The organism is Acetobacter fabarum (assembly GCF_029069195.1).
GTDB classification, from domain to species: Bacteria; Pseudomonadota; Alphaproteobacteria; order Acetobacterales; family Acetobacteraceae; genus Acetobacter; species Acetobacter fabarum_A.
This window is the reverse complement of record NZ_JARDYK010000001.1, coordinates 36043-57053: the sequence shown is the minus strand read 5'-3', so window position 1 is coordinate 57053 and position 21011 is coordinate 36043. Positions and strand designations below refer to the sequence as shown.

At 57.9% G+C, this 21011-nt stretch carries 17 protein-coding genes and 1 tRNA gene; 8 read left to right on the top strand and 10 right to left on the bottom strand.

All coding sequences use genetic code 11. From position 1 onward, the window contains the following. Positions 1 to 120: 120 nt before the first annotated feature. The 6 genes from PY793_RS00260 to PY793_RS00235 form a co-directional block, all read right to left on the bottom strand. Complete coding sequence (locus PY793_RS00260) at positions 121 to 2160, bottom strand: putative bifunctional diguanylate cyclase/phosphodiesterase (protein ID WP_275176143.1); 2040 nt, start codon at positions 2158 to 2160, stop codon at positions 121 to 123. Between the two features lie 147 nt (positions 2161 to 2307). Then, complete coding sequence (locus PY793_RS00255) at positions 2308 to 2961, bottom strand: helix-turn-helix transcriptional regulator (protein ID WP_275176142.1); 654 nt, start codon at positions 2959 to 2961, stop codon at positions 2308 to 2310. Beyond that, positions 2958 to 3242, bottom strand: a complete 285-nt coding sequence (locus PY793_RS00250) for a hypothetical protein (protein WP_408744632.1) — start codon at positions 3240 to 3242, stop codon at positions 2958 to 2960. Before PY793_RS00250 ends, PY793_RS00255 begins: the two co-directional genes overlap by 4 nt. Before the next feature lie 23 nt (positions 3243 to 3265). Then, a complete protein-coding gene (locus PY793_RS00245) occupies positions 3266 to 5689 on the bottom strand; it encodes a glucose/quinate/shikimate family membrane-bound PQQ-dependent dehydrogenase (RefSeq protein WP_275176141.1) in 2424 nt (807 codons plus the stop codon). Positions 5690 to 5901: 212 nt separating this feature from the next. Then, positions 5902 to 7347, bottom strand: coding sequence for a type I glutamate--ammonia ligase (gene glnA / locus PY793_RS00240; protein ID WP_275176140.1), 1446 nt, complete (start codon positions 7345 to 7347; stop codon positions 5902 to 5904). A 103-nt stretch (positions 7348 to 7450) separates the two neighbouring features. Continuing rightward, a complete protein-coding gene (locus PY793_RS00235) occupies positions 7451 to 7789 on the bottom strand; it encodes a P-II family nitrogen regulator (RefSeq protein ID WP_025826259.1) in 339 nt (112 codons plus the stop codon). A gap of 241 nt (positions 7790 to 8030) precedes the next feature. Here PY793_RS00235 and PY793_RS00230 point away from each other — a divergent pair, with 241 nt between their 5' ends. The 6 genes from PY793_RS00230 (at position 8031) to PY793_RS00205 (ending at position 14019) form a co-directional block, all read left to right on the top strand. Beyond that, a complete protein-coding gene (locus PY793_RS00230) occupies positions 8031 to 9191 on the top strand; it encodes an aminotransferase (RefSeq protein WP_275176138.1) in 1161 nt (386 codons plus the stop codon). A 78-nt stretch (positions 9192 to 9269) separates the two neighbouring features. Beyond that, positions 9270 to 9345 (top strand) — tRNA-His (locus PY793_RS00225). Positions 9346 to 9487: 142 nt separating this feature from the next. Then, positions 9488 to 9931, top strand: coding sequence for a hypothetical protein (locus PY793_RS00220; protein WP_275176137.1), 444 nt, complete (start codon positions 9488 to 9490; stop codon positions 9929 to 9931). 273 nt (positions 9932 to 10204) lie between these two features. After that, entirely contained in the window at positions 10205 to 11425 is a 1221-nt protein-coding gene (locus PY793_RS00215) for an NADP-dependent isocitrate dehydrogenase (RefSeq protein WP_275176136.1), read from the top strand. A gap of 176 nt (positions 11426 to 11601) precedes the next feature. Continuing rightward, positions 11602 to 12621, top strand: a complete 1020-nt coding sequence (locus PY793_RS00210; protein ID WP_275176135.1) for an NAD(P)/FAD-dependent oxidoreductase — start codon at positions 11602 to 11604, stop codon at positions 12619 to 12621. A gap of 141 nt (positions 12622 to 12762) precedes the next feature. Further along, positions 12763 to 14019 carry a D-amino acid dehydrogenase gene (locus PY793_RS00205; protein WP_275176134.1) on the top strand — a complete coding sequence of 419 codons (1257 nt, stop codon included), beginning with the start codon at positions 12763 to 12765 and terminating at the stop codon, positions 14017 to 14019. Between the two features lie 133 nt (positions 14020 to 14152). On the opposite strand, the gene PY793_RS00200 is transcribed toward PY793_RS00205, so the two are convergent. Beyond that, the gene (locus PY793_RS00200) at positions 14153 to 14431 is read right to left on the bottom strand and encodes a hypothetical protein (protein ID WP_275176133.1); all 279 of its coding nucleotides are present in this window, start codon (positions 14429 to 14431) and stop codon (positions 14153 to 14155) included. Between the two features lie 368 nt (positions 14432 to 14799). Next, positions 14800 to 16620 (bottom strand): translational GTPase TypA, encoded by a 1821-nt coding sequence (gene typA, locus PY793_RS00195; protein ID WP_275176132.1) that lies wholly within the window; start codon positions 16618 to 16620, stop codon positions 14800 to 14802. On the opposite strand from typA, the gene PY793_RS00190 reads away from it, so the two are divergent. Together PY793_RS00190 and PY793_RS00185 are read left to right on the top strand one after the other, a co-directional pair. Further along, positions 16522 to 16743, top strand: a complete 222-nt coding sequence (locus PY793_RS00190) for a hypothetical protein (protein WP_275176699.1) — start codon at positions 16522 to 16524, stop codon at positions 16741 to 16743. The genes typA and PY793_RS00190 overlap by 99 nt on opposite strands. A 78-nt stretch (positions 16744 to 16821) precedes the next feature. After that, positions 16822 to 18072 (top strand): MFS transporter, encoded by a 1251-nt coding sequence (locus PY793_RS00185; protein WP_275176131.1) that lies wholly within the window; start codon positions 16822 to 16824, stop codon positions 18070 to 18072. 99 nt (positions 18073 to 18171) lie between these two features. On the opposite strand, the gene PY793_RS00180 is transcribed toward PY793_RS00185, so the two are convergent. Together PY793_RS00180 and pyk are read right to left on the bottom strand one after the other, a co-directional pair. Next, positions 18172 to 19317, bottom strand: coding sequence for an SMP-30/gluconolactonase/LRE family protein (locus PY793_RS00180; protein WP_408744648.1), 1146 nt, complete (start codon positions 19315 to 19317; stop codon positions 18172 to 18174). Between the two features lie 216 nt (positions 19318 to 19533). Further along, a complete protein-coding gene (pyk, locus tag PY793_RS00175; RefSeq protein ID WP_275176129.1) occupies positions 19534 to 20994 on the bottom strand; it encodes a pyruvate kinase in 1461 nt (486 codons plus the stop codon). Positions 20995 to 21011: the final 17 nt, after the last annotated feature.

Here is a 21011-nt window from a genome sequence, read left to right as displayed (position 1 = left end):
CCCCTTTACGGTAAATAAAGAGAAAAGTCAGCCTGTTCCTCTGCTTTAAGCGCCACTTTAGCACAATTTTTTAATGCACGGGCCCGTTGCCCTGCCCACACCCCTTCCTGAACACGCGGGCTAGACGGCTCCATTCATGGTGATCTGACCATTTTTGACAATATCGACCAGTGCTGCGGGTCGCCCCAGCAAAAATCCCTGAGCCTCATAACACCCGACCGCGTTGAGCATACTCAACTGGTCCGCAGTCTCGATCCCCTCCGCCATAACCGAAATATCAAACGCCTTGCCCAAAGCCAGCACCGCACGCACAATCGCCTGCGTGTGTTCGCTAGCTTGCATGGCTCCAAAAAATGAACGGTCAATTTTTATGCGATCGAAGGGAAAACGGCGCAGTGTATCCAGCGAGGAATATCCCGTACCAAAATCATCCAGCGCCAGACTGATCCCCATATCCTTGATCTGATGCAGCACCTGCAGGGCACGGGCCTGATCGGCAATAATGGTCGATTCTGTCAGTTCCAGTTCCAGCCTTTGGGGGGGCAGCCCTGTTTCTTCCAGAATATTGGCCACGATGCGGGCAATGTCCGAGTGGACAAACTGCATACCCGACAGGTTGACCGCAACCGTGTAGGGCTGGTGCCATTGCACGGCCTCGGCACATACGGAGCGGAGCACCCATTCCCCAATCTGCAGGATCAGGTCGCTCTCTTCAGCCAGCGGAATAAAATCATCCGGCATAATGGTGCCCCGTGTGGGGTGCTGCCACCGCACCAGTGCCTCGTAACCACGGATTTCTCCCGTAGCGACCACTCTTTGCACCTGATAGCAGATGGTTAACTGCCCAGCCTTGACCGCATGCCGAAGGTCTGCGGAAAGCTTGCGCCGGGTGCGCACTTTTTCATCCATCGAAGGTTCATAAAAACATGGATGCCGACCCGGATCAGCCTTGGCGCGATACATGGCCAGATCAGCATTGTTGATCAGGGTTTCCTTGTCCGCCGCATGATCAGGCCATATGGCCACGCCCAGACTGGCGCCAGGCAGTACTTCCGTATCCTCAAACCGGATGGGCTTGAACAGCACCTCCTCCAGCCTGCGCAAAAACCCCTTGATCTGCTCAGTCGAGACAACACGGCACAGGGCCAGAAATTCGTCCCCTCCGGTACGGGCGATAAACTCGCCACGGTTATCATGCAGCAGTCCACGCAACCGCCGCCCCAGAATACGCAGAACCTCGTCCCCCGCCCTATGGCCGCGCAGGTCGTTGATTTCCTTGAATCTGTTCAGGTCGATCCCGATCAGCGCCAGCCTGCCATTATTTTCACGCGCCCAGTCCAGTTCAAGGTCGAGACGCTGATGAAAATTCAGCCGGTTGGGCAGGCCGGTCAATGTGTCGTTCAGGGCCATCCGCCGCAGCTTCTCCACCGACTCCGCCCGTGCGCTGTCGTCGATCATACCGCTGACCAGCCCACCCCCAAGGATAAGGAAAGACATAATGGCAATAGCAGCGGGCAGAACCAGCGAATCCCCGGAACGCCCCATACTCTCCATTGCCGAAGACCCGACCTGCACATGGTAGGCCGCCATGCCAATAAAATGAACAGACAGAACAGCCAGTGCGAGCACACCAGCCATAAATGTGCTTGCACGCCGCCCGGGCCGAACCCCTGCGCGTACAGCCAGCACACACAGCACAATGGCTGCCAGCACCGAAAGCACAAGGCAGGGCATGTTCCATGTTGTCTGCCCCTGCACGTGGTAAGCCAGCATGCCTGTATAATGCATGGCAACAATAGCCAGCCCGACAATAGCACCACCCAGTTCGGGCAGAAACCGGGCAAAACGGCAGGTGGCCAGCATAAAGCCGATTGTGCTGCCAAAGACGGCTATCAACAGGGAGGCACTGGTCAGCAAGGGGTCAAACCGTGCGGCGGTATGGCCCATATAACCCAGCATGGCCACAAAATGCGTACACCAGATTGCAATACCGCCAGAAAGAGCGGTCAAAAAAAGCCACGCGTACCATTGGCCGTTTTTGGCCCGCAAAGCATGCCGGAACAAAGAGGCGGTCACTCCGGCACCAGAGATGCACAGCAAGGCCGCAACACAGACCAACCCGAGGTCGTGCTGGCCAATAATGCACCTTAGAAACCTCATCAGACGCACGCCCCAATTTTCAACACATTGAAAAAACAGTACATTTTAGAATATTCTACTACAATAAATCCAAAACCGGCCAAGAACAGCGCCATAACCACCGTCTATGCAACATTATTCGGCAGGTTTTTTAAAAAATAGTTTTTCTCAAACCGTCATCATGACAATCCTGTGCAACCATACCGCCCCCTCCCGCATGGGGGACACATGCACCTCCCCCCGGCGAAAAGAGCAGACGGCGGGGCCGCCCGGTTCATCCAGCATCAACCCCATAACAGGCTCGCGACCGGGACCATGCATCAGAACCCTGTCTCCCTCCCGTAGTGGAAGCGACGGCACCACAACAACCGCCCCGCCATCACGCACGACCGGCTCCATACCATCGGTATCCACCCGCACAACATAGGCATCAGGCTCGCCCCACCATTGGCCGGGGGAGGCTTCCCGCGCCCACACCGGGCCACAGGGCAGGCCGTGCTGGTCGAACACGCCTTTCTGGTCCAGCATGGAATACGCAAGGGTGTGCAACAGCCCCACACCTTCGTCGGGCATGGCAGGGTGCAGCCCCTCCCCTGCAACGGATCGGGCAAAAACCGCCAGCGGCACCTGCAAAACATCCAGCACCCGCAAAAGTGTGGGCAGCGATGGCCAGCGCGTAGCGCCACCAGCCCCCACCCTGCGGGACGGATTGAGCGCCGTGGCGTCCAGCCCCGCCGCACGCGCAAGGGCGGAGGGAGTAAACCCACGCTCACGCGCAAGCATATCCAGCGTATGCCAAAATACCGGCGACTGCGCGATCATGACCGGGGGGATGAGGTAGGTACAGGCTTACCCTGGTGCTTGAGCACCTCCTGCGCATGGCGGGCCAACCCCCCATCCGTAGCCACAAACCGCGCCTGCACCGTACGCTCGGCCAGCCCCATACGCTCGAGCCGCTCAAGACATGGGCCATCCATCAGGCCGCAGGGACGGCCACACGCACCGGCAAGGTAAAGCCTGTGCAGGGCGGAGCGGCAGCATGTTTCCAGGTAAGGGTCATTCCACATTCCATGCAGGATCACCGATCCCGCATGGAACTGCAAGGCTTACTCCGCCATACCGCCCGTTATCGGCGAGAAGCTTCAGGCAGGGCGTAAGCTATGACGTAATCCCCCTCCTTCGTGCCGAAGGAGCCGTGCCCGCCATCAACCGTTACAACATACTGGCGACCATTGACTTCGTACGTCATGGGGGTGGACTGACCACCGGCAGGCAGGCGGTCCGCCCACAGAACCTTTCCGGTCGTAACATCATACGCACGGATATAATAATCGGCTGTGGAAGTCAGGAACGCGACCCCACCGGCGGTGATGATTGGCCCACCAAGGGAAGGAATCCCCGCCTTAAAACCAAATGGCAGGGGGGAACTGTCCCGTGTTGTGCCGTTCCGGTGCTGCCAGATAATGCTGTTGGTTTTCAGGTCGATCCCAGCCACATATCCCCAGCCGGGCTGCTTGCACGGAATACCAAGAGGGGACAGGAACGGATGCAGTTCCACCCCGAACGGTGTGCCATACTGCGGCTGCAACCCGTTCTCCCCCCCTGCTGCGGCGGGGTCATGCGCGGTTGGCGGCACAACCTGATTATCGGTCGGGCGTGGCACAAGGCGGGAAACAAACGGAATGGCTATGGGGTTGGCAAACGCCACCTGCCGCACGGGGTCCACAGCCAGACCACCCCATTCAAACATGCCCAGATTGCCGGGGAAAACCAGAGTGCCCTGTACGGAGGGCGGCGTAAACGGCCCTTCGTAACGCAGCTTTTTGAACATGATCCGGCATACCAGCTGATCCAGCATGGTTGCTCCCCACATGTCTTTATCCGTCAGGTTATTTTTGGGTCGGAAAGTCAACTGTGAAAACGGCTGGGTTGCCCAGACATGGTCGCCCTGCGCGGCCCCCTGCGGCACAGGCTGCTCGGGGGCGGGCACCAGCAATTGCCCGTTACGGCGGTCGAGCACAAAAATATTGCCTGTTTTAGCCGGTGCATACAGCGCGGGTATCACCGTGCCATCTTCCTGCCTGAAGTCGATCAGGCTGGGCTGGGCTGGCATATCCATATCCCACAGGTCATGGTGAACAGTCTGATAGAACCAGACCTTGTGCCCTGTCCGGGCATCCAGCGCCAGAATACCCGAGGCGTAGCGCTCCTGTAGATCCGTCCGTTTGCCACCCCATATATCGGGTGTTGCCACACCGGTGGGAATGTAGAGCAGGCCCAGCTTGGCATCGTAAGCCGAGACGATCCATGAATTGGGCGAATTAGGCGTATATTCGTGACTGTCGGAGGGGAGCTGGTTCGGGTCCTCACTCCCTGGATCAAACGCCCAGACCAGCTTGCCGCTATACAGGTCATACGCCCGTGTAACACCCGAAGGTTCATGCGTGGAGTAATTATCCGTAACCGCGCCAGAGATAATAACCAGCTTGTCCGTTACCACGGGGGGCGATGTCGGCTCGTAAAACCCAAGAACACGCACAGGCATGCCTTCGGTCAGGTCCACAACACCCTTATTGCCAAATGCCGGGCACAGCTGACCCGTTTTTGCGTCCAGCGCCATCAACTGCCCATCATTGGTTGGCAGGAAAATACGCTCCGCACAGGAGGCTTGCACCGCCGCCTCCTTCTGCGGTTCTGCACCGTCTGCTGCCGCACGGGAAGGCGTTGCCGCATAGGACACGCCCCGGCAGGTCAGATGCTGGAACGTCGGATTAACCACCAGCCCGGGATCAAAGCGCCAGATCTGCCTGCCTGTAGCCGCATCCAGCGCAAACACGACCTGATGGGGTGAGCACAGGTAAAGCGTGTTGCCAACCTTGATCGGCGTTGTCTCATCCGTCACTTCCACCGGATCATCAGGTCCACGCAGGTCGTGGGTTCTAAACGTCCAGGCCACCTTAAGCCTGTTCACATTATCCGTTGTAATCTGATTAAGCGGTGAATAACGGTCCCCCGCCTGTGTACGTCCATAAGACGGCCAGTCCTGCGCAGGCACAGCCGCCACATCCCCCGGAAGCTGCACACCCGCATAAACAGCCTGCGCACGGGGGAGCACACCCGCCACATCCTGCGGGTCCTGCGTCAGTGCATAACCATACACCCCCAGCCCGGCCACAATAACCACCAGTAAGGGAATGCGGTTCCAGACAGATGCTGGCCGCAATGCCCCCGCAACAAAAGGCAGCAGCAGCCATCCCCCCAGAGGCAGGATGACATCTCCTCTGGGAGCCAGTGCCCAGAAGTCAAACCCCGCCTCTGCCACGGACCAGACAACAGTGCCCGCAGCAACTGCCGCATAAAGCCACAGCGCCTCGCGCCGCTGCGCCCAGAGCAGTGCCCCGGTTGCCATAAGAGCCAGACCGCATGGCGCGTAAAATGCAGAGCCTCCCAGCACAGCAAGCCAGCCACCTCCCCCTGCCAGAACACAACCAAGCACAACGCAGAGTAGCGCCGTGATTTTTGACAGATTATGGGAATGGTCGCCTTGCATGACCGGCAGTCTCCTTGCGTTGCAAAAAACCATTTTGCTGGATTGAAACGGCTCTTCAGAGTTGATCAATGTTATTTACGAAGAAATCTATCATATTATAATCGAAAAATGAATAAATTTTCATTTCAGGATAAATCATAAAAAAAAACGCGACCCCCATCCGAGGGCCGCGCCTTTTAATCATCCATTCCTTAGCCCCTAAGGGCCAGAAATTAGACGGAGTAGTACATTTCGAACTCAATCGGGTGTGGCGTGTGTTCAAAACGGTACACATCATTCCATTTCAGAGTGATGTAGCTTTCAATCTGATCTTTGGTAAACACGCCACCTGCCAGCAGGAACTCGTGGTCTGCGGCCAGAGCTTCCAGCGCTTCACGCAGGGAGCCAGCAACTGTCGGAATCTGCTTCAGTTCTTCGGGCGGCAGGTCATACAGATCCTTGTCCATGGCATCGCCAGGGTGGATCTTGTTCTTGATACCGTCCAGACCCGCCATCAGCATTGCGGCAAATGCCAGATAAGGGTTAGCCGTGGGGTCGGGGAAGCGCACTTCAACACGCTTGGCCTTCGGGCTGGTTGCGTACGGAATACGGCATGAAGCAGAGCGGTTGCGGGCGGAGTATGCCAGCAGCACGGGCGCTTCAAAACCCGGAATCAGACGCTTGTAGGAATTGGTGGACGGGTTGGTAAAGGCGTTCAGCGCCTTGGCATGCTTGATGATACCGCCGATGTAATACAGCGCCGTATCGGACAGGTCCGCATAACCATTGCCAGCAAAAGTGGACTTGCCGTCTTTCCAGATGGACTGGTGGACATGCATGCCCGAACCGTTATCGCCAAAAATCGGCTTCGGCATGAACGTGGCGGTCTTGCCATAGGAGTGCGCCACGTTGTGCACACAGTATTTGTAAATCTGCATGAAGTCGGCGGAACGGACCAGCGTTTCAAACTTGGTGCCAAGTTCGTGCTGGGACTGCGCAACCTCATGGTGGTGCTTTTCAATGGCCAGACCCATTTCGCCCATGGTTGCCAGCATTTCAGCGCGCAGGTCGCTTTCGCTGTCAACAGGAGCTACGGGGAAATAACCACCCTTTACACCGGGGCGATGGCCCATATTGCCTTCGGGATAGTCCTTGAGGGACGCATCGGGCCCTTCGATGCTGTCAAGCTGGTAGGTCCCGTAATTGGGGCCCGTGCCGAACTGGACGTTATCGAAAATGAAGAACTCGGCTTCGGGGCCAAAAAAGGCCGTATCACCCAGACCGGAGGACTTCAGATACTGCTCGGCCAGCTTGGCGGTGGAACGCGGGTCGCGGTTATAGGGCTGCCCGGTGGACGGCTCGATAATATCGCAGAACAGGATAAGCTGCGGACGGGCGGAAAACGGGTCCATAACAGCCGATGTCGGATCGGGCAGCAGAACCATGTCGCTTTCGTTAATGGCTTTCCAGCCTGCGATGGAAGACCCGTCGAACATAAAGCCGTCGGTAAAGCTGTCTTCCTCAATGGTGCTGACGTGCTGGCACGTATGCTGCCATTTGCCGTGCGTGTCCGTAAACCGCAGGTCAACCAGTTCGACCGAATGTTCCTGAATCAGCTCAAAAACCTTGGCAATTGCAGCAGCCTTGCTGTCGCCCGCCGAAGCTGTTTTCTTCACCATGCTCTCTTCACCTAAAAAGCCTGTTTATGTTCCGCACCCTGCGGAAACATGCCGTGGAATTATGGAGCCCGCCTTGCCCGAACCTGCTGACATGCAGCACGGATCAGATCGCGTCTTCTCCCCGCTCACCCGTGCGGATTCGAACTACATCATCCACCGGGATCACAAAAATTTTGCCATCACCGATCCGTCCGGTGCGCGCTGCCGTGGAAATAGCTTCCACAGCGCGCTCCACCATGGAAGCGGGGCAGACAACCTCGATTTTCATCTTTGGAAGAAAGTCAACAATGTATTCAGCGCCGCGATAAAGCTCTGTATGGCCTTTCTGGCGCCCAAAACCCTTGGCTTCGATCACGGTAATACCCTGCAACCCGAGCTCGTGAAGGGCTTCCTTCACTTCATCAAGCTTGAAGGGCTTTATAATGGCCTCGATCTTTTTCATCTCGCGTCGTCAACACACCGTTGCTGGACCCGTATGGGGGCCTGTACTCTCTTGTTCTTTTGCCCGACCCGTTACAAACTTCAGGTATCAGACCCGAACACACTTGCACGGCTTGACCCGTCGGGCAATCGGGTAGATGCGAATTTGTATCGGTAAAGCATTAAACAGAAATTTCATCGCGACCGTTTCGGTTCCGTCTCCATCTTTCTTCTTTTCCGCCTGCCGGGCAAGGAAATTTGCAATGACAAAAGCATTTAACCGGCAGTTTGCCGATCTTCCTGTAACAATTTTTACAGTCATGTCCGCACTGGCCCGCCAGCATGGCGCCATTAACCTCGGGCAGGGCTTTCCTGACCAGGAAGGCCCGCAGGACATGATTCGCCTCGCAGCCGATGCCCTGCTTGACGGGCAGAACCAGTATGCGCCCCTGACAGGACTCCCAGACCTGCGCACCGCCGTAGCACAGGCCAACCTGCGCTTTCAGGGCATTCGGGTCGATGCCGATTCGGAAGTCGTAGTCACATCAGGCGCAACGGAAGCGCTGGCCGCATCCCTTATGGCGCTGATCACACCGGGGGATGAGGTGGTGCTGATGGAACCCCTATACGATACCTACCTGCCTGTTATCCGCCAGTTGGGAGGTGTGCCGCGCATTGTGCGGCTGCAAGCCCCCGACTGGGCATTGCCCCGGCAGGCTCTGACCGATGCTTTTTCTGCCCGTACCAAAGCGGTTATCCTCAACTCCCCCATGAACCCGACCGGCAAGGTGTTCACGGCAGACGAACTGGCCTTTATTGCCACGCTCGTACAGCAGCACAACACGTTCGCCATCTGCGATGAGGTTTACGAACATCTGGTGTTCAACACCCGGCACATCTCGCTCATGTCCCTGCCCGGCATGCGTGAACGCTGCGTGCGCATTGGAAGTGCTGGCAAGAGTTTTTCCCTGACCGGCTGGAAGGTGGGCTATGCCACAGCCCCCGCACCGCTGGCCGGCGTTATTGCCAGGGCACACCAGAACCTTGTGTTTGCCACCCCCCCCAACCTGCAACGCGCTGTGGCGTTTGGGCTGAACAAGGATGCAGCCTATTTTACCACTCTTGCGCAAGACATGGCCACGCAGGGCACAATTCTTGCCTCTGGCCTGCAACGTCTGGGCTTTGGCGTGCTGCCTTATCAGGGGAGCTACTTTATCATGGCCGACATTACGCCACTGGCGAATGGGCAGGATGATGTCGCCTTTACCCGCCTGCTTACGGAGCAGGCGCGCGTGACCGCCATTCCCGCTTCCGCGTTTTATGCGGCCGACCCACCACGTAACCTGATCCGTTTTGCCTTTTGCAAACGCCCCGAGGTATTGATAGAGGCCCTGAACCGGATGGAAGCATGGAAAAACCGCTAAAACGGTTTTTTCTACCCATTCCGTAATTATCCAATTGACGGACCACACTCTTTTCTCTAAACGTCCGCTTGCTGTGCGGCGGACGTAGCTCAGCTGGTAGAGCGCCGGTTTGTGGTACCGGTGGTCGCGGGTTCAAGTCCCGTCGTTCGCCCCAGCATATTCCCTTATAAAATAAAAGATTTTAAAACCACCAGCCATCAGGCTGCCATAGCTGCGGCATATGTGGCAGCATAGTCAGGCCAGAGTCCTTGTTTGGTGTATTTTCCAACACTGCGGCAATAGCATAAGATCATACGATGCAAAGCACGTTGCCCCCCATAAGCCTGCTCGCCCTGATCATGCTTCCGGCCTGCACTCCCCCTATGCCGCCCCCCAATACGCCACAGGCTGAATCCGCGCTGTACCAAGCCAAACAGAACTGCCTGGACACCTACCAGACCCGCCCTGGACAGGTTACAAAGGACAACATGAGCAAGCTGATGACCTGCCTTGCCAGAGCCACACAAAAATATGGTCGACAGGCTTATGGCCCCTATGCCGCCATTTATATGGAAGGTGCGTCAAAAGGGGTTGAAGCCGCCCGGCATCTGCGCGAGGGCCTTTACACTCCCGACCAGTTCGGGAGCGAGATCGGGCTTATTCAGGAGCAGGAAAACTCGGCCCTTGTGCAACAGAATGCACAGATGAACACCCCCATGGACCCTATTCTGCAGCCAGTTCCAGCCGTGCCCAGCCGCTAATCCACCCCAGACAGCAGGGCCGGGAGCCCACGGAACACCCACTGCCCGCGGGCCTGACCAGAATGTGATGAAGCGGGTTTATCCGGCGAAAAAATGGCGTATTCCTGCCAGATATGCGCATAAAGCCTGCAACCTCTGTCCCGAATGTGAAGTCTCTGGCTGTTTACGGCTACGATAAGCTGTTCAATCCATACAGTGCATGACGCTCATACATATTGCGCAGCATTTGTAAGAACAAATCAAGAAAAACATGTCGGAAATGGATTGGTAATCATGGCTAAAATCAAGGTCAAAAACCCGGTTGTCGAGATGGACGGGGATGAAATGACCCGCATTATCTGGCACTTCATCCGCGAGCGGCTGATCCTGCCTTATCTGGATATTGACCTCAAATACTACGATCTGGGCATAGAACACCGCGACGCCACGCATGATCAGGTCACCGTTGATGCCGCCGAGGCCACCAAGCGCTACGGTGTTGCGGTCAAGTGCGCCACCATCACACCGGACGAAGCCCGTGTGAAGGAATTTGGCCTGAAAAAAATGTACCGCTCCCCCAATGGCACCATCCGTAATATTCTGGACGGCACCATATTCCGCGAACCCATCATCTGCTCCAACGTGCCCCGTCTGGTACCGCACTGGACAAAGCCGATCGTGATTGGCCGTCACGCCTACGGAGACATCTACCGTGCTGCCGAAACAAAAATTCCCGGCCCCGGCAAGGTCACGCTGAACTATGTGCCAGATGACGGGGGAGACCCCATTACGCTGGATGTGCATGACTTCAAGGGCCCCGGAGTAACGCTGGGCATGCACAACACCTTCGCATCCATTGAAGGGTTTGCCCGGGCTTCCCTTTCCTACGGGCGCGATCGTGGGCTGCCGGTTTACCTGTCTACCAAAAATACCATCCTCAAAGCCTATGACGGCATGTTCAAGGATGTCTTTGCCGAGGTGTATGAAAAGGAGTTCAAGGCCGAATTTGAAAAACTGGGCCTGACCTACGAACACCGCCTGATTGATGACATGGTGGCCTGCGCCCTCAAGTGGCCCGGCGGCTATGTCTGGGCCTGCAAGAACTACGATGGCGATGTGGAGAGCGATATTGTGGCTCAGGGCTTTGGCAGCCTTGGCCTGATGACCTCCGTGCTGCTCAGCCCCTCTGGCGATGTGGTGGAAGCCGAAGCCGCTCATGGCACAGTCACCCGCCACTACCGCGAGCACCAGAAGGGCAACCCTACCAGCACCAACCCCATTGCCTCCATTTTTGCATGGACTCGCGGACTGGCTTACCGTGGCCGGTTTGATAACACCCCAGACGTGGTACACTTTGCCAACACGCTCGAAAAAGTGTGCATTGATACGGTAGAAGCCGGGCAGATGACCAAGGACCTTGCCCAGCTTGTTGGCAAAAACGCCCAGTGGCTCAATACTCAGGACTTTCTGGACGTGCTGGACAAAAGGCTGAAGAACGAACTGGCCAAAGCCTAAACCCGTCACAGCAGGCCCGCACACTGTGGGCCTGCTTTTTATGCGTCTGCCAACCACGCGCCGCAGGGCCTGCCAAATATGCTGGGAACCATGCCATTTGCCATTGCGTCCAAACCGGCGCTGACGCAAAACAGGGCTTTGAATCTTAGCATAACCTTAAGAGCAGGACCCTGCGCATGTCAGTCATCCCCGCAGAAACAGACGTAGCCATTATAGGGGCAGGTCCAGCCGGGCTGTTTGCCGCTTTCCAATGCGCCATGCTGCGCCTGCGTTGTGTGCTCATTGATGTTCTGCCCGAAGTGGGCGGCCAGTGCGCAGCCCTCTACCCCGAAAAGCCGATCTACGACATTCCCGCCTGCCCCGCCGTGGAGGGAGCCGAACTGGTTGCCAATCTGGAACGCCAGATTGCTCCGTTTGACATTCCCCGCCTGCTCAAGCACCGGGTCGAGGGGCTAAGCGGCCAGCGCGGAGATTTTTCGCTCACTACGGACAAGGGCGCACATCTGCACGCCAAGGCTGTGATCATTGCCGCTGGCGCTGGCGCTTTTGGCCCCAACCGCCCCCCACTTGACGGGCTTGGCACGTATGAAGAAAGCGGTGCGGTGCAATACTATGTACGCCGCAAAGCAGATTTCCAGAACAAGCGCATTGTTATTGCAGGCGGTGGAGACTCCGCACTGGACTGGGCGCTTTCCCTCAAGAGCACGGCAGCAAAGCTTTATCTGGTGCACCGGCGCGACCGCTTCCGCGGTGCACCGGAAAGCCTCCGCCAGCTTGAGGAGGCCGTAGCCGCCGGACAGATTGAAAAAGTGGTGCCTTACCAGCTCCACGGCCTGCAAGGGGCCAATGGCGTGCTTGACGGCGTGGATGTTATTGACATGGATGGTGCCACCCGCACGCTTGAAGCAGATGTACTGCTCCCCTTCTTCGGTCTGGCAACCGATCTTGGCCCTGTTGCCCGCTGGGGTATGGACACCCTGCGTTCCACCATTCCCGTCACCCCATCCAGTTGTGAAACAAGCCTTGCTGGCATTTTTGCCATTGGCGATGTCGCCACCTATCCCGGAAAGCTCAAGCTGATCCTGCAAGGCTTTAGCGAGGCCGCCATGGCTGCCCATGCCATCCACCCCATTATTTACCCCGAGCAGGCCCTGCACTTTGAATATTCGACCAGTAAGGGTGTCCCTGCCGCGTAATCTGCGCCGTCCGACCTGCCGGGCATGCTGCCATAATGCCACCGCCTTTGCCGGGTAGGGGGGTAAAGGCAGGGTGCCCCGCAGGCTCTCTTTCCATACTGGCGGGAGAGTTCCCTCCCATCCTCTTATAAGGATGAAGCCGTGAAAATCGTTATTCTTGGCGCAGGCGTGATTGGCGTAACCTCCGCTTGGTACCTGAACGCTCTGGGGCATGAAGTCACCGTTATAGACCGCCAGCCTGCCCCTGCGCTGGAAACATCCTTTGCCAACGCGGGTCAGGTCTCGCCCGGCTATTCCTCCCCCTGGGCAGCACCCGGCCTGCCCTGGCAGGCCATGACATGGATGCTGCACCCCCGCCACAGCCCGCTGGTCATTCGCAAGCGGCTGGACATGGCCATGCTGCGCTGGATGCGGCAACTGCTTAAAAACTGCAATGCGCAGTCTTATGCACTCAACAAGGCCCGCATGCTTCGCGTGGCCGAATACAGCCGCGATTGCCTTGACGCCCTGCGCGATGAAACCGGCATGACCTATGACGACCGCCAGCAAGGGCTGATCCAGCTTTTTCGGACAGAACAGCAGATCAACAAAAGCCAGCGCGACATGCGCCTGCTGGCCGAAAGCGGTATTCCCCACCAGTTACTCGGCGTGGACGATATTCTGGACCGCGAACCGGGGTTACGCCACGCGGCTCATCTGCTCAAAGGCGGGCTGTTTCTTCCCAACGACCAGTCGGGAGATGCTCACATCTTTACCCAAAGACTTGCCCGCATGGCCGAAGCCAGGGGTGTGCGCTTTCTCTACAACACCACCATTAAAGGACTGGATGCCACAGCGGGCACGGTTGTTTCCGTCAGGACCAGTGCGGGGCACCTGAGCGCAGATGCCTATGTTATGGCGCTGGGCAGCTACAGCGCCCGCCTGCTACGCCCCCTTGGGCTACGCCTGCCGATATACCCGGTTAAAGGTTATTCCCTGACCCTCCCCCTAACTGATGAGAGCCATGCCCCGGCTGCTACGGTGAATGATGCGATCTACAAAGTATCCATCACACGTCTGGGCAACCGCATAAGAGTGGGCGGTACGGCAGAACTGACCGGGTATAATCTTAAGCTCAGCCCTGACCGGCGAGAAACACTGGAACTCTCTTTTTCCGAACTGTATGGCGGGGGGGATCTGAGTGCCGCTACATACTGGACCGGCCTGCGCCCCTGCACGCCCGATGGCACACCCATTATTGGCCCTGCTACGCCATTTGGTAATCTATGGCTCAACACAGGTCACGGCACATTGGGCTGGACCATGGCCTGCGGCTCCGGCCGCCTGATTGCAGACATGATAGATGGCCGCAAAACCGATATCCCTGCCCTGGACCTGGCTTTAACCCGCTACGGTTAAGCACGGCTACAGGTCGGCAGACACAACAAAAGGGCCAGAGAATTCCTTCTCTGGCCCTTTTGTTTTAAGGCGCTTGTGCCTCCACATCACTGGTGGACTGGCTTACGCCACTCCACCACTGGATATGGCAGACTTACTGAGCGGATTCAGCAGCCGGAGCAGCGTCACCTTCAGCAGCTTTCTTGCCGCCTTTTTTAGCGTGGTGCTTGCTGCCATGCTTGCCAGCGTGCTTGGCATGCTTTTCGGCTTTTTTGCCTTCTTCAGCTGCTGCAGCAGGAGCTGCGGCTTCAGGAGCTGCAGGAGCGGCAACAGCCGGTGCGGCAGGAGCTGCGTTTTCCTGAGCGAAAGAAGGAGCTGCAGCGCCCATCAGAGCGACTGTGGAAAGAGCTGCGAGCAGACGACGAGAAATCATTTCTTAAATCTCCAATACAACCGGCCAGAATTCCTTTGGTTTTACTGCACCATCCCGTGCAAAAAAACCTTCAGCCGGTTTCTGGCTTCATGCATATCACGGCATAGACCGGCCGTCTGCGTTTAAAATTTGCGCAACATTCCCACTTATTATGTGTTTAACGCACACATGCCATATTTTTGCCTTATTTTAAAAATCCTCAATAAAAAAACCGCCCCGAATGGGCGGTTTTCCTTGATTTTAGAAAGCCGTATCCAATTTTCATATCTGTAATGCACTCAAAAAAAATAATCCCTGCCACAGAGTAACCTTAGTTTGCCTCTGCCCACAAAAAACAAGGGCCACGCTTGCGCGTGGCCCCCGGTCAATCAGCCTTCGCGGCTTTTGGACCGCTTTTTGCGCTCGTTCGGATCAAGGTAACGCTTACGCAGACGAATGGCTGAAGGTGTTACTTCCACCAGTTCATCATCTTCAATGTAAGCAATAGCCTGTTCCAAAGACATGCGGCGCGGCGGGGTCAGCATCAGAGCATCGTCCTTGCCGGATGCGCGCATGTTGGTCAGCTTCTTTTCACGAACCGGATTAACTTCCAGATCGTTTTCACGCGAATGCTCACCAATGATCATGCCAACGTAAACTTTTTCGCCAGCATCCACAAACAGCGTGCCACGTTCTTGCAGAGAGAACAGGGAATACGTTGTGGTATTACCATCTTCAGCCGAGATCAGCGACCCATTACGACGCCCTTCAATGGTGCCAGCGTAAGGCTGATACCCAAAGAACAGACGGTTCATGATGCCTGTGCCACGCGTGTCGGTCAGGAATTCGCCGTGGTAGCCGATCAGCCCGCGCGAGGGGATGATGAAGGTCAGACGAACCTTGTCACCACCAGAGGGACGCATATCCTGCATCTGGCCTTTACGCAGAGACATCTTCTCCACAACCACGCCGGAATAGGGTTCGTCCACATCAATGGTGACTTCTTCGTACGGTTCTTCGCGTTCACCGGTTTCTTCGTTCGTGCGGAACAGCACGCGCGGACGGCCGATGGTCAGCTCAAACCCTTCACGGCGCATGGTTTCGATCAGCACGCCAAGCTGAAGTTCACCACGTCCAGCCACTTCAAACGCTTCGCTCTCGGGGCTGTCGGTCACGCGAATAGCAATATTGCTTTCGGTTTCCTTGAACAGACGGTCACGAATCTGGCGGGACGTCACCTTCTTGCCTTCACGGCCACCCAGAGGGCCATCGTTCAGGCGGAAGGTCATGGACAGGGTCGGCGGGTCAACCGGAATGGCATGCAGCGGTTCGGTCACTTCGGGTGCGGCGATCGTGTCCGGAATAGTAGCTTCGGACAGACCAGCCACGGCCACGATGTCCCCTGCTTCCACTTCTTCAACCGCAACGCGTTCAAGACCACGGAAGGAGAGCAGCTTGGTCAGGCGGCCTGTTTCAACCACAGAACCGTCCGCGCGCAGCACCTTGACCGGCATGTTCATGCGGGCACGGCCCTGCTCGACACGCCCGGTAAGCACACGCCCAAGGAAGTTGTCGTTTTCAAGGATTGTGGCCGTCATGGCGAACGGCTTTTCCTTGTCCAGCACAGGAGCGGGCACATGCTTGATAATCAGGTCGAACATGGGGCTGAGGTCCTTGCGGGCCCCTTCCAGTTCCAGATCGGCCCAGCCCTGACGGCCAGAGGCGTACAGCATGGGGAAGTCAAGCTGTTCGTCATTCGCACCCAAAGCTGCGAACAGGTCGAACACTTCGTTGTGAACTTCGTCGGGGCGGGCATCGCCACGGTCGATCTTGTTCACAACCACAATCGGCTTGAGCCCACGGGCCAGAGCTTTGCCCACAACGAACTTGGTCTGGGGCAGAGCGCCTTCAGCAGAGTCGACCAGCACAACCGCGCCGTCCACCATGCTCAGAATACGTTCCACTTCCCCGCCAAAGTCGGCGTGTCCGGGTGTGTCGATAATGTTGATGCGGGTATTTTTCCACACAACAGAGGTGCATTTCGCCAGAATGGTAATACCACGCTCACGTTCCAGATCATTGCTGTCCATGGCGCGTTCAGCAACGTGCTGATGCTCGTGGAAAGAGCCAGACTGTTTCAGCAGTTCGTCAACGAGAGTGGTCTTGCCATGATCGACGTGTGCAATGATGGCGATATTGCGGATATCCATGAAGTCGGCCTGATTGCTCCTGCGCGCCTTACCGCCTCCTCCGTGCTTGAAAGGGCGGTCAGCGATCGCTGTGGTGTTTGCGTGGCCGCACAGATAGCTCTCCCCGCACCAGAATGCACGTAAAATTCTTATGTCTATCCCACATGGGGGTTGACCTGAGCCCTGCGTGCGTCAGAACCAGAGCACCACAGCACAGACCCGATGCCCCTACCCAACGGCTTCTCCCCTGTGCGACTCCACTGGGCTTTGACTTGCCTTGATGCCCTGATAACGCCAACACCCCTGAAGGACCGCATGCCGGACCACGCATCCTCTTTAAATCCGCGCATCCAGTTCTGGCCCACGACAACCCTGACGTTTATGGGCCTTGTGTTTGGGCTGGTCATGGGCTTGGGCGCTCCTCTTTTTACACTCGATCTGACGGATCGGGGCTACGGCGCGGGCATGGTGGCCGCCAACAGCATGATGCATGCGCTGGGCGCGCTGGGCATTGCGCCCTTCATGCCCCGACTGGCCACATACCTTGGGCCACGACGGGCCATTTTTCTGGCCCTGACAGGCGCGGGGCTGACACTCCTGCTTTTTCCGCTGGGTCACTCCATCTGGCCGTGGTTCCCGCTGCGTGTCCTGCTCGGGGCATTTTGCGAGGTCATTCTGGTTCTGTCCGAAAGCTGGCTGAACCAGATAACGGACAACCATGCACGGGGCCGTGTCATGGGGCTTTACAACACGCTGCTTTTTGTTGGCATCGCCATAGGTCCGGCCCTGCTCAGCCTGACTGGACGACAGGGTAACCTGCCATTTTTTGGCACCGCCGCCCTTCTGCTTCTGGCCGCAATCATAACGCAGGCACCATGGATGGTAGCCCCACTCCCTGCGGCACCAACGCAGCACCGGCTCTGGCGTTATCTGGCACTGGCACCTATTGCCATTACCGCTACGTTGCTGATCGCCATGCTGGATGCTGCGGCCACGTCCTTTCTCGCGCTCTATGCCATCCAGTCCGGCTGGAGCGAGCGGGCGGCCACCCTGCTGCTGAGCGTCATGCTGCTGGGCGCAACGGTCATGCAGGTGCCCATTGGCTGGATCGGGGACAGAACCAACCGACGGTCCTTGCAGATCATTCTGGCTCTGCTGGCCTGTGGCGGCGCGTTGCTATGGCCTTTGGCCATGCGCCAGCCCGCCTTTGCCTACCCGCTCATGTTTATATGGGACGGTGCATTCGCCAGCGTATATTCCGTTGCCATGGCCGCGGCAGGCAACCGCTACCGCGATGGAGACCTGATTGCCGTATACGCTCTGTGCTCTCTGGCATGGGGCTTGGGCAGTTTTACCGGCCCTGCCATAAGTGCGGCAGCCATGCAGGCCAGCCCGCATGGTCTTGCCCTTTTTGCCGCCACATTATGTGGCCTGTTCGCCCTGCTGCCCCTGATTTTGAAAAAGAGCGTGTAACTGCCCCCGACCTGCTGAACCATCTGATCGGGGACACTCCACAAAACCCCCTGTCCCGGCTTTAAAAACCAACGGCTGACGCAGGAGTGCTGTGCACAATCAGGCCGGGCCAGCCCCCTGGGTATTCACCTGAAGGCTGTACAGGGCTTCCCCTGCGCACATGAACAGCCAGTCCCGCTTGGGGCCGCCAAAGGTCAGGTTGGACACACCATGAGGCAGGCGGATGCGTCCGATCAGATGCCCTTCGCGGTTGTAGATGAACACCCCGCACAGGCCCAATGGCCCACTCACCCCACACCAGAGGTTGCCATAAATATCGGCCCTCAACCCATCGGGGATCATCTGAACCCCTTCAAAGCGCATATTGGTGAACAGCCTTGGGTTGGAGAGAGGGAGTTCCTGTCTGTGCAGATCGAACTCATGCACAGCCAGATCTCCATCATGTCCGCCCGCACCATTCTGCCGCCCTGAGGAAATGACATACAGATGCGAAAAATCGGGCGAAAAACATAATCCGTTAGGGTTGGGCAACTGGTCCTGGGTCAACACGACATCAATCCGACCGGAAGGATCAACCCGGAACGTGTGGTCAGGCTGCCTGTGCACGCCGCCCACAGCACCGATCAGCTCCTCGCCCATCCGCCAGCGAATACGCCCATCGGGATTGGCCTCCCCTCCGGCGGCATCAGCGTGGCCTTCTGCCACACTGTCTCCATACCCCGGGTCCGTAAACCAGATGCTACCATCGGGATGGGCAATCACATCATTGGGGGAGCTGAGGGGTTTCCCCTCAAAATGATCGGCCACCACATGTACCGACCCGTCATGCTCCCAGCGCACAACACGGCGTAAAAAATGCTCGCAGGAAATCTGGCGGCCCTGATAGTCAAACGTATTCCCGTTGGAATGGTAGGATTCCGGGCGGAAAAGCGTAACCTCCCCCGTCTCCCACAGGTAGCGGTACTGTCGGCTTGTAACGGTATCGCTAAACAGCAGGTAGCGCCCCTCGGCCGACCATGCTGGGCCTTCCAGCCACACCCCGCCATTCCACACACGATGGATGGTCGCATGACCACTGACCAGATCGCGGAAAGAGCGGTCGATCACCACCACATCGGGGTCCGGCGCATAGGATGGAGGCACGTCCGGCCCCCATTGCCGGGGCGGCTGGGTGGTCACATCTGGCGGAAAGGCGGTCATCGCCGCACCTGCACTGGCGGCCAGCGCTCTTTGGGGCGCACTCATGCGTGGCAGCAGCAGACCGGCAGACAGACCGGACAACCCCTTGATTACATTGCGCCTGACCAACCTGTTCCGTACTGAGGTTACCATCTGAGCCCCTTGCGCCTTACCTTGCCAGCACGCCGCCCATACGACCAGTGCCCGGCCCCGCCGCCTCCCGCCATACCCTGCAACGGGGGGACTGTCACCTCCGGCAGGCTCTGACACGATGCATAGAGTTCAGGGAATTCTGGCGACCCTGAGCAGGTTGGTGGAACCGCTCACGCCAAAAGGTACACCTGCGGCAATAACCACCGAATCTCCAGAGGCGCCAATCCGTGCACGGGCCACAACAGCCAGTGCCTCTTCCACCATCCGCTCCACCGTGGTGGATGCCGTGTGCGGCGGGCTGACAAACGCATGCACACCCCACACAAGGGCCAGCCGCCGCGCGGCCTGTGCCGTGGGTGTTACCCCCAGTACTGGGCATGTCGGGCGTTCACGCGCAATACGCAGGGCCGTGGCCCCCCTGTGCGTATAGGCCACAATGGCGGGAGCGCGCAGAGTGGCTGCAACCTGCTGGGTAGCACTGGCTATGGCATCCGCCACATAATCCTCCGGAGCAAGGCGGGCTGCGGCCATGTGGGCCTGCCAGCCTGCATCCTGCTCCACCCGCGACAAAATGCGGTTCATGATCCGCACCGCCTCACGCGGGTACTGCCCCGCAGCCGACTCCGCAGAGAGCATGACTGCATCTGCCCCATCAAACACGGCTGCCGCCACGTCCGAGGCCTCCGCCCGTGTGGGCGTTGGTGCGGTTATCATGCTTTCCAGCATCTGCGTGGCCACCACCACCGGTTTACCCAGTCTGCGGGCCTCGCGGATAATCCGTTTTTGAATAAGAGGAACACTCTCTGGCGGCAGTTCCACCCCCAGATCACCGCGCGCCACCATCACGGCATCGCTCAGGGCCAGAATGGCGGACAGGTTTTCCACCGCCTGAGGCTTTTCCAGCTTGGCCAGCAATGCGGCCCGCTCCCCCACAAGGCTGCGGGCATGCACCATATCCTCCGGTCTTTGCACAAAGGAGAGGGCCACATAATCCACCCCCAGCTCCAGCGCATAGGCCAGATCCACCTTGTCCTTTTCCGTCAGGGCGGGAATGGGCAGCGCCACATCGGGCACGTTCACCCCTTTATGGTCGGAGAGCGCCCCCCCGATTTCCACCCGCGTTGCCAGCCAGTCCGGCCCGACCTGCTCCACCACAACGGCCAGTCTGCCATCGTCCATCAGCAGACGGCTGCCGGGCGTAGCGACCTTGATGATTTCTGGGTGGGGGAGTTGCACGCGCGTAGCGTCCCCCGGTGTATCGGACAGATCAAGCCGAAAAGATGCCCCCGCCACCAGCTCGACCCTGCCAGCCCCAAAGCGCCCGACCCGCAGCTTTGGCCCCTGCATGTCGGCCAGAATACCAATGGGGCGGCCCAGTTCGGCCTCAACCTGCCTTACAAAAGCATGCCGACTGGCGTGATCGGCATGTGTGCCGTGGGAAAAATTGAAGCGGAACACATCCGCCCCTGCCAAAGCAAGGTCGCGGATGGTGGCGTAATCGGAAGAAGCTGGGCCAAGTGTTGCAACAATTTTAGTGCGACAGGCCCCAGCCTCTGTTTTTTGACTCTCCGACGTTGTGACAAGAGACATAAACCTGATTCTCCTTA

What these genes read in the sequence shown, in the direction of transcription:
- PY793_RS00245 (WP_275176141.1), bottom strand. Translation starts at nt 5,689, where the DNA reads ATGCAAGGCGACCATTCCCATAATCTGTCAAAAATCACGGCGCTACTC.
- pyk (WP_275176129.1), bottom strand. Translation starts at nt 20,994, where the DNA reads ATGTCTCTTGTCACAACGTCGGAGAGTCAAAAAACAGAGGCTGGGGCC.
- PY793_RS00255 (WP_275176142.1), bottom strand. Translation starts at nt 2,961, where the DNA reads ATGATCGCGCAGTCGCCGGTATTTTGGCATACGCTGGATATGCTTGCG.
- PY793_RS00215 (WP_275176136.1), top strand. Translation starts at nt 10,205, where the DNA reads ATGGCTAAAATCAAGGTCAAAAACCCGGTTGTCGAGATGGACGGGGAT.
- PY793_RS00200 (WP_275176133.1), bottom strand. Translation starts at nt 14,431, where the DNA reads ATGATTTCTCGTCGTCTGCTCGCAGCTCTTTCCACAGTCGCTCTGATG.
- PY793_RS00220 (WP_275176137.1), top strand. Translation starts at nt 9,488, where the DNA reads ATGCAAAGCACGTTGCCCCCCATAAGCCTGCTCGCCCTGATCATGCTT.
- PY793_RS00190 (WP_275176699.1), top strand. Translation starts at nt 16,522, where the DNA reads ATGCTCGTGGAAAGAGCCAGACTGTTTCAGCAGTTCGTCAACGAGAGT.
- PY793_RS00260 (WP_275176143.1), bottom strand. Translation starts at nt 2,160, where the DNA reads ATGAGGTTTCTAAGGTGCATTATTGGCCAGCACGACCTCGGGTTGGTC.
- PY793_RS00235 (WP_025826259.1), bottom strand. Translation starts at nt 7,789, where the DNA reads ATGAAAAAGATCGAGGCCATTATAAAGCCCTTCAAGCTTGATGAAGTG.
- glnA (WP_275176140.1), bottom strand. Translation starts at nt 7,347, where the DNA reads ATGGTGAAGAAAACAGCTTCGGCGGGCGACAGCAAGGCTGCTGCAATT.
- typA (WP_275176132.1), bottom strand. Translation starts at nt 16,620, where the DNA reads ATGGATATCCGCAATATCGCCATCATTGCACACGTCGATCATGGCAAG.
- PY793_RS00180 (WP_408744648.1), bottom strand. Translation starts at nt 19,317, where the DNA reads ATGAGTGCGCCCCAAAGAGCGCTGGCCGCCAGTGCAGGTGCGGCGATG.
- PY793_RS00230 (WP_275176138.1), top strand. Translation starts at nt 8,031, where the DNA reads ATGACAAAAGCATTTAACCGGCAGTTTGCCGATCTTCCTGTAACAATT.
- PY793_RS00185 (WP_275176131.1), top strand. Translation starts at nt 16,822, where the DNA reads ATGCCCCTACCCAACGGCTTCTCCCCTGTGCGACTCCACTGGGCTTTG.
- PY793_RS00210 (WP_275176135.1), top strand. Translation starts at nt 11,602, where the DNA reads ATGTCAGTCATCCCCGCAGAAACAGACGTAGCCATTATAGGGGCAGGT.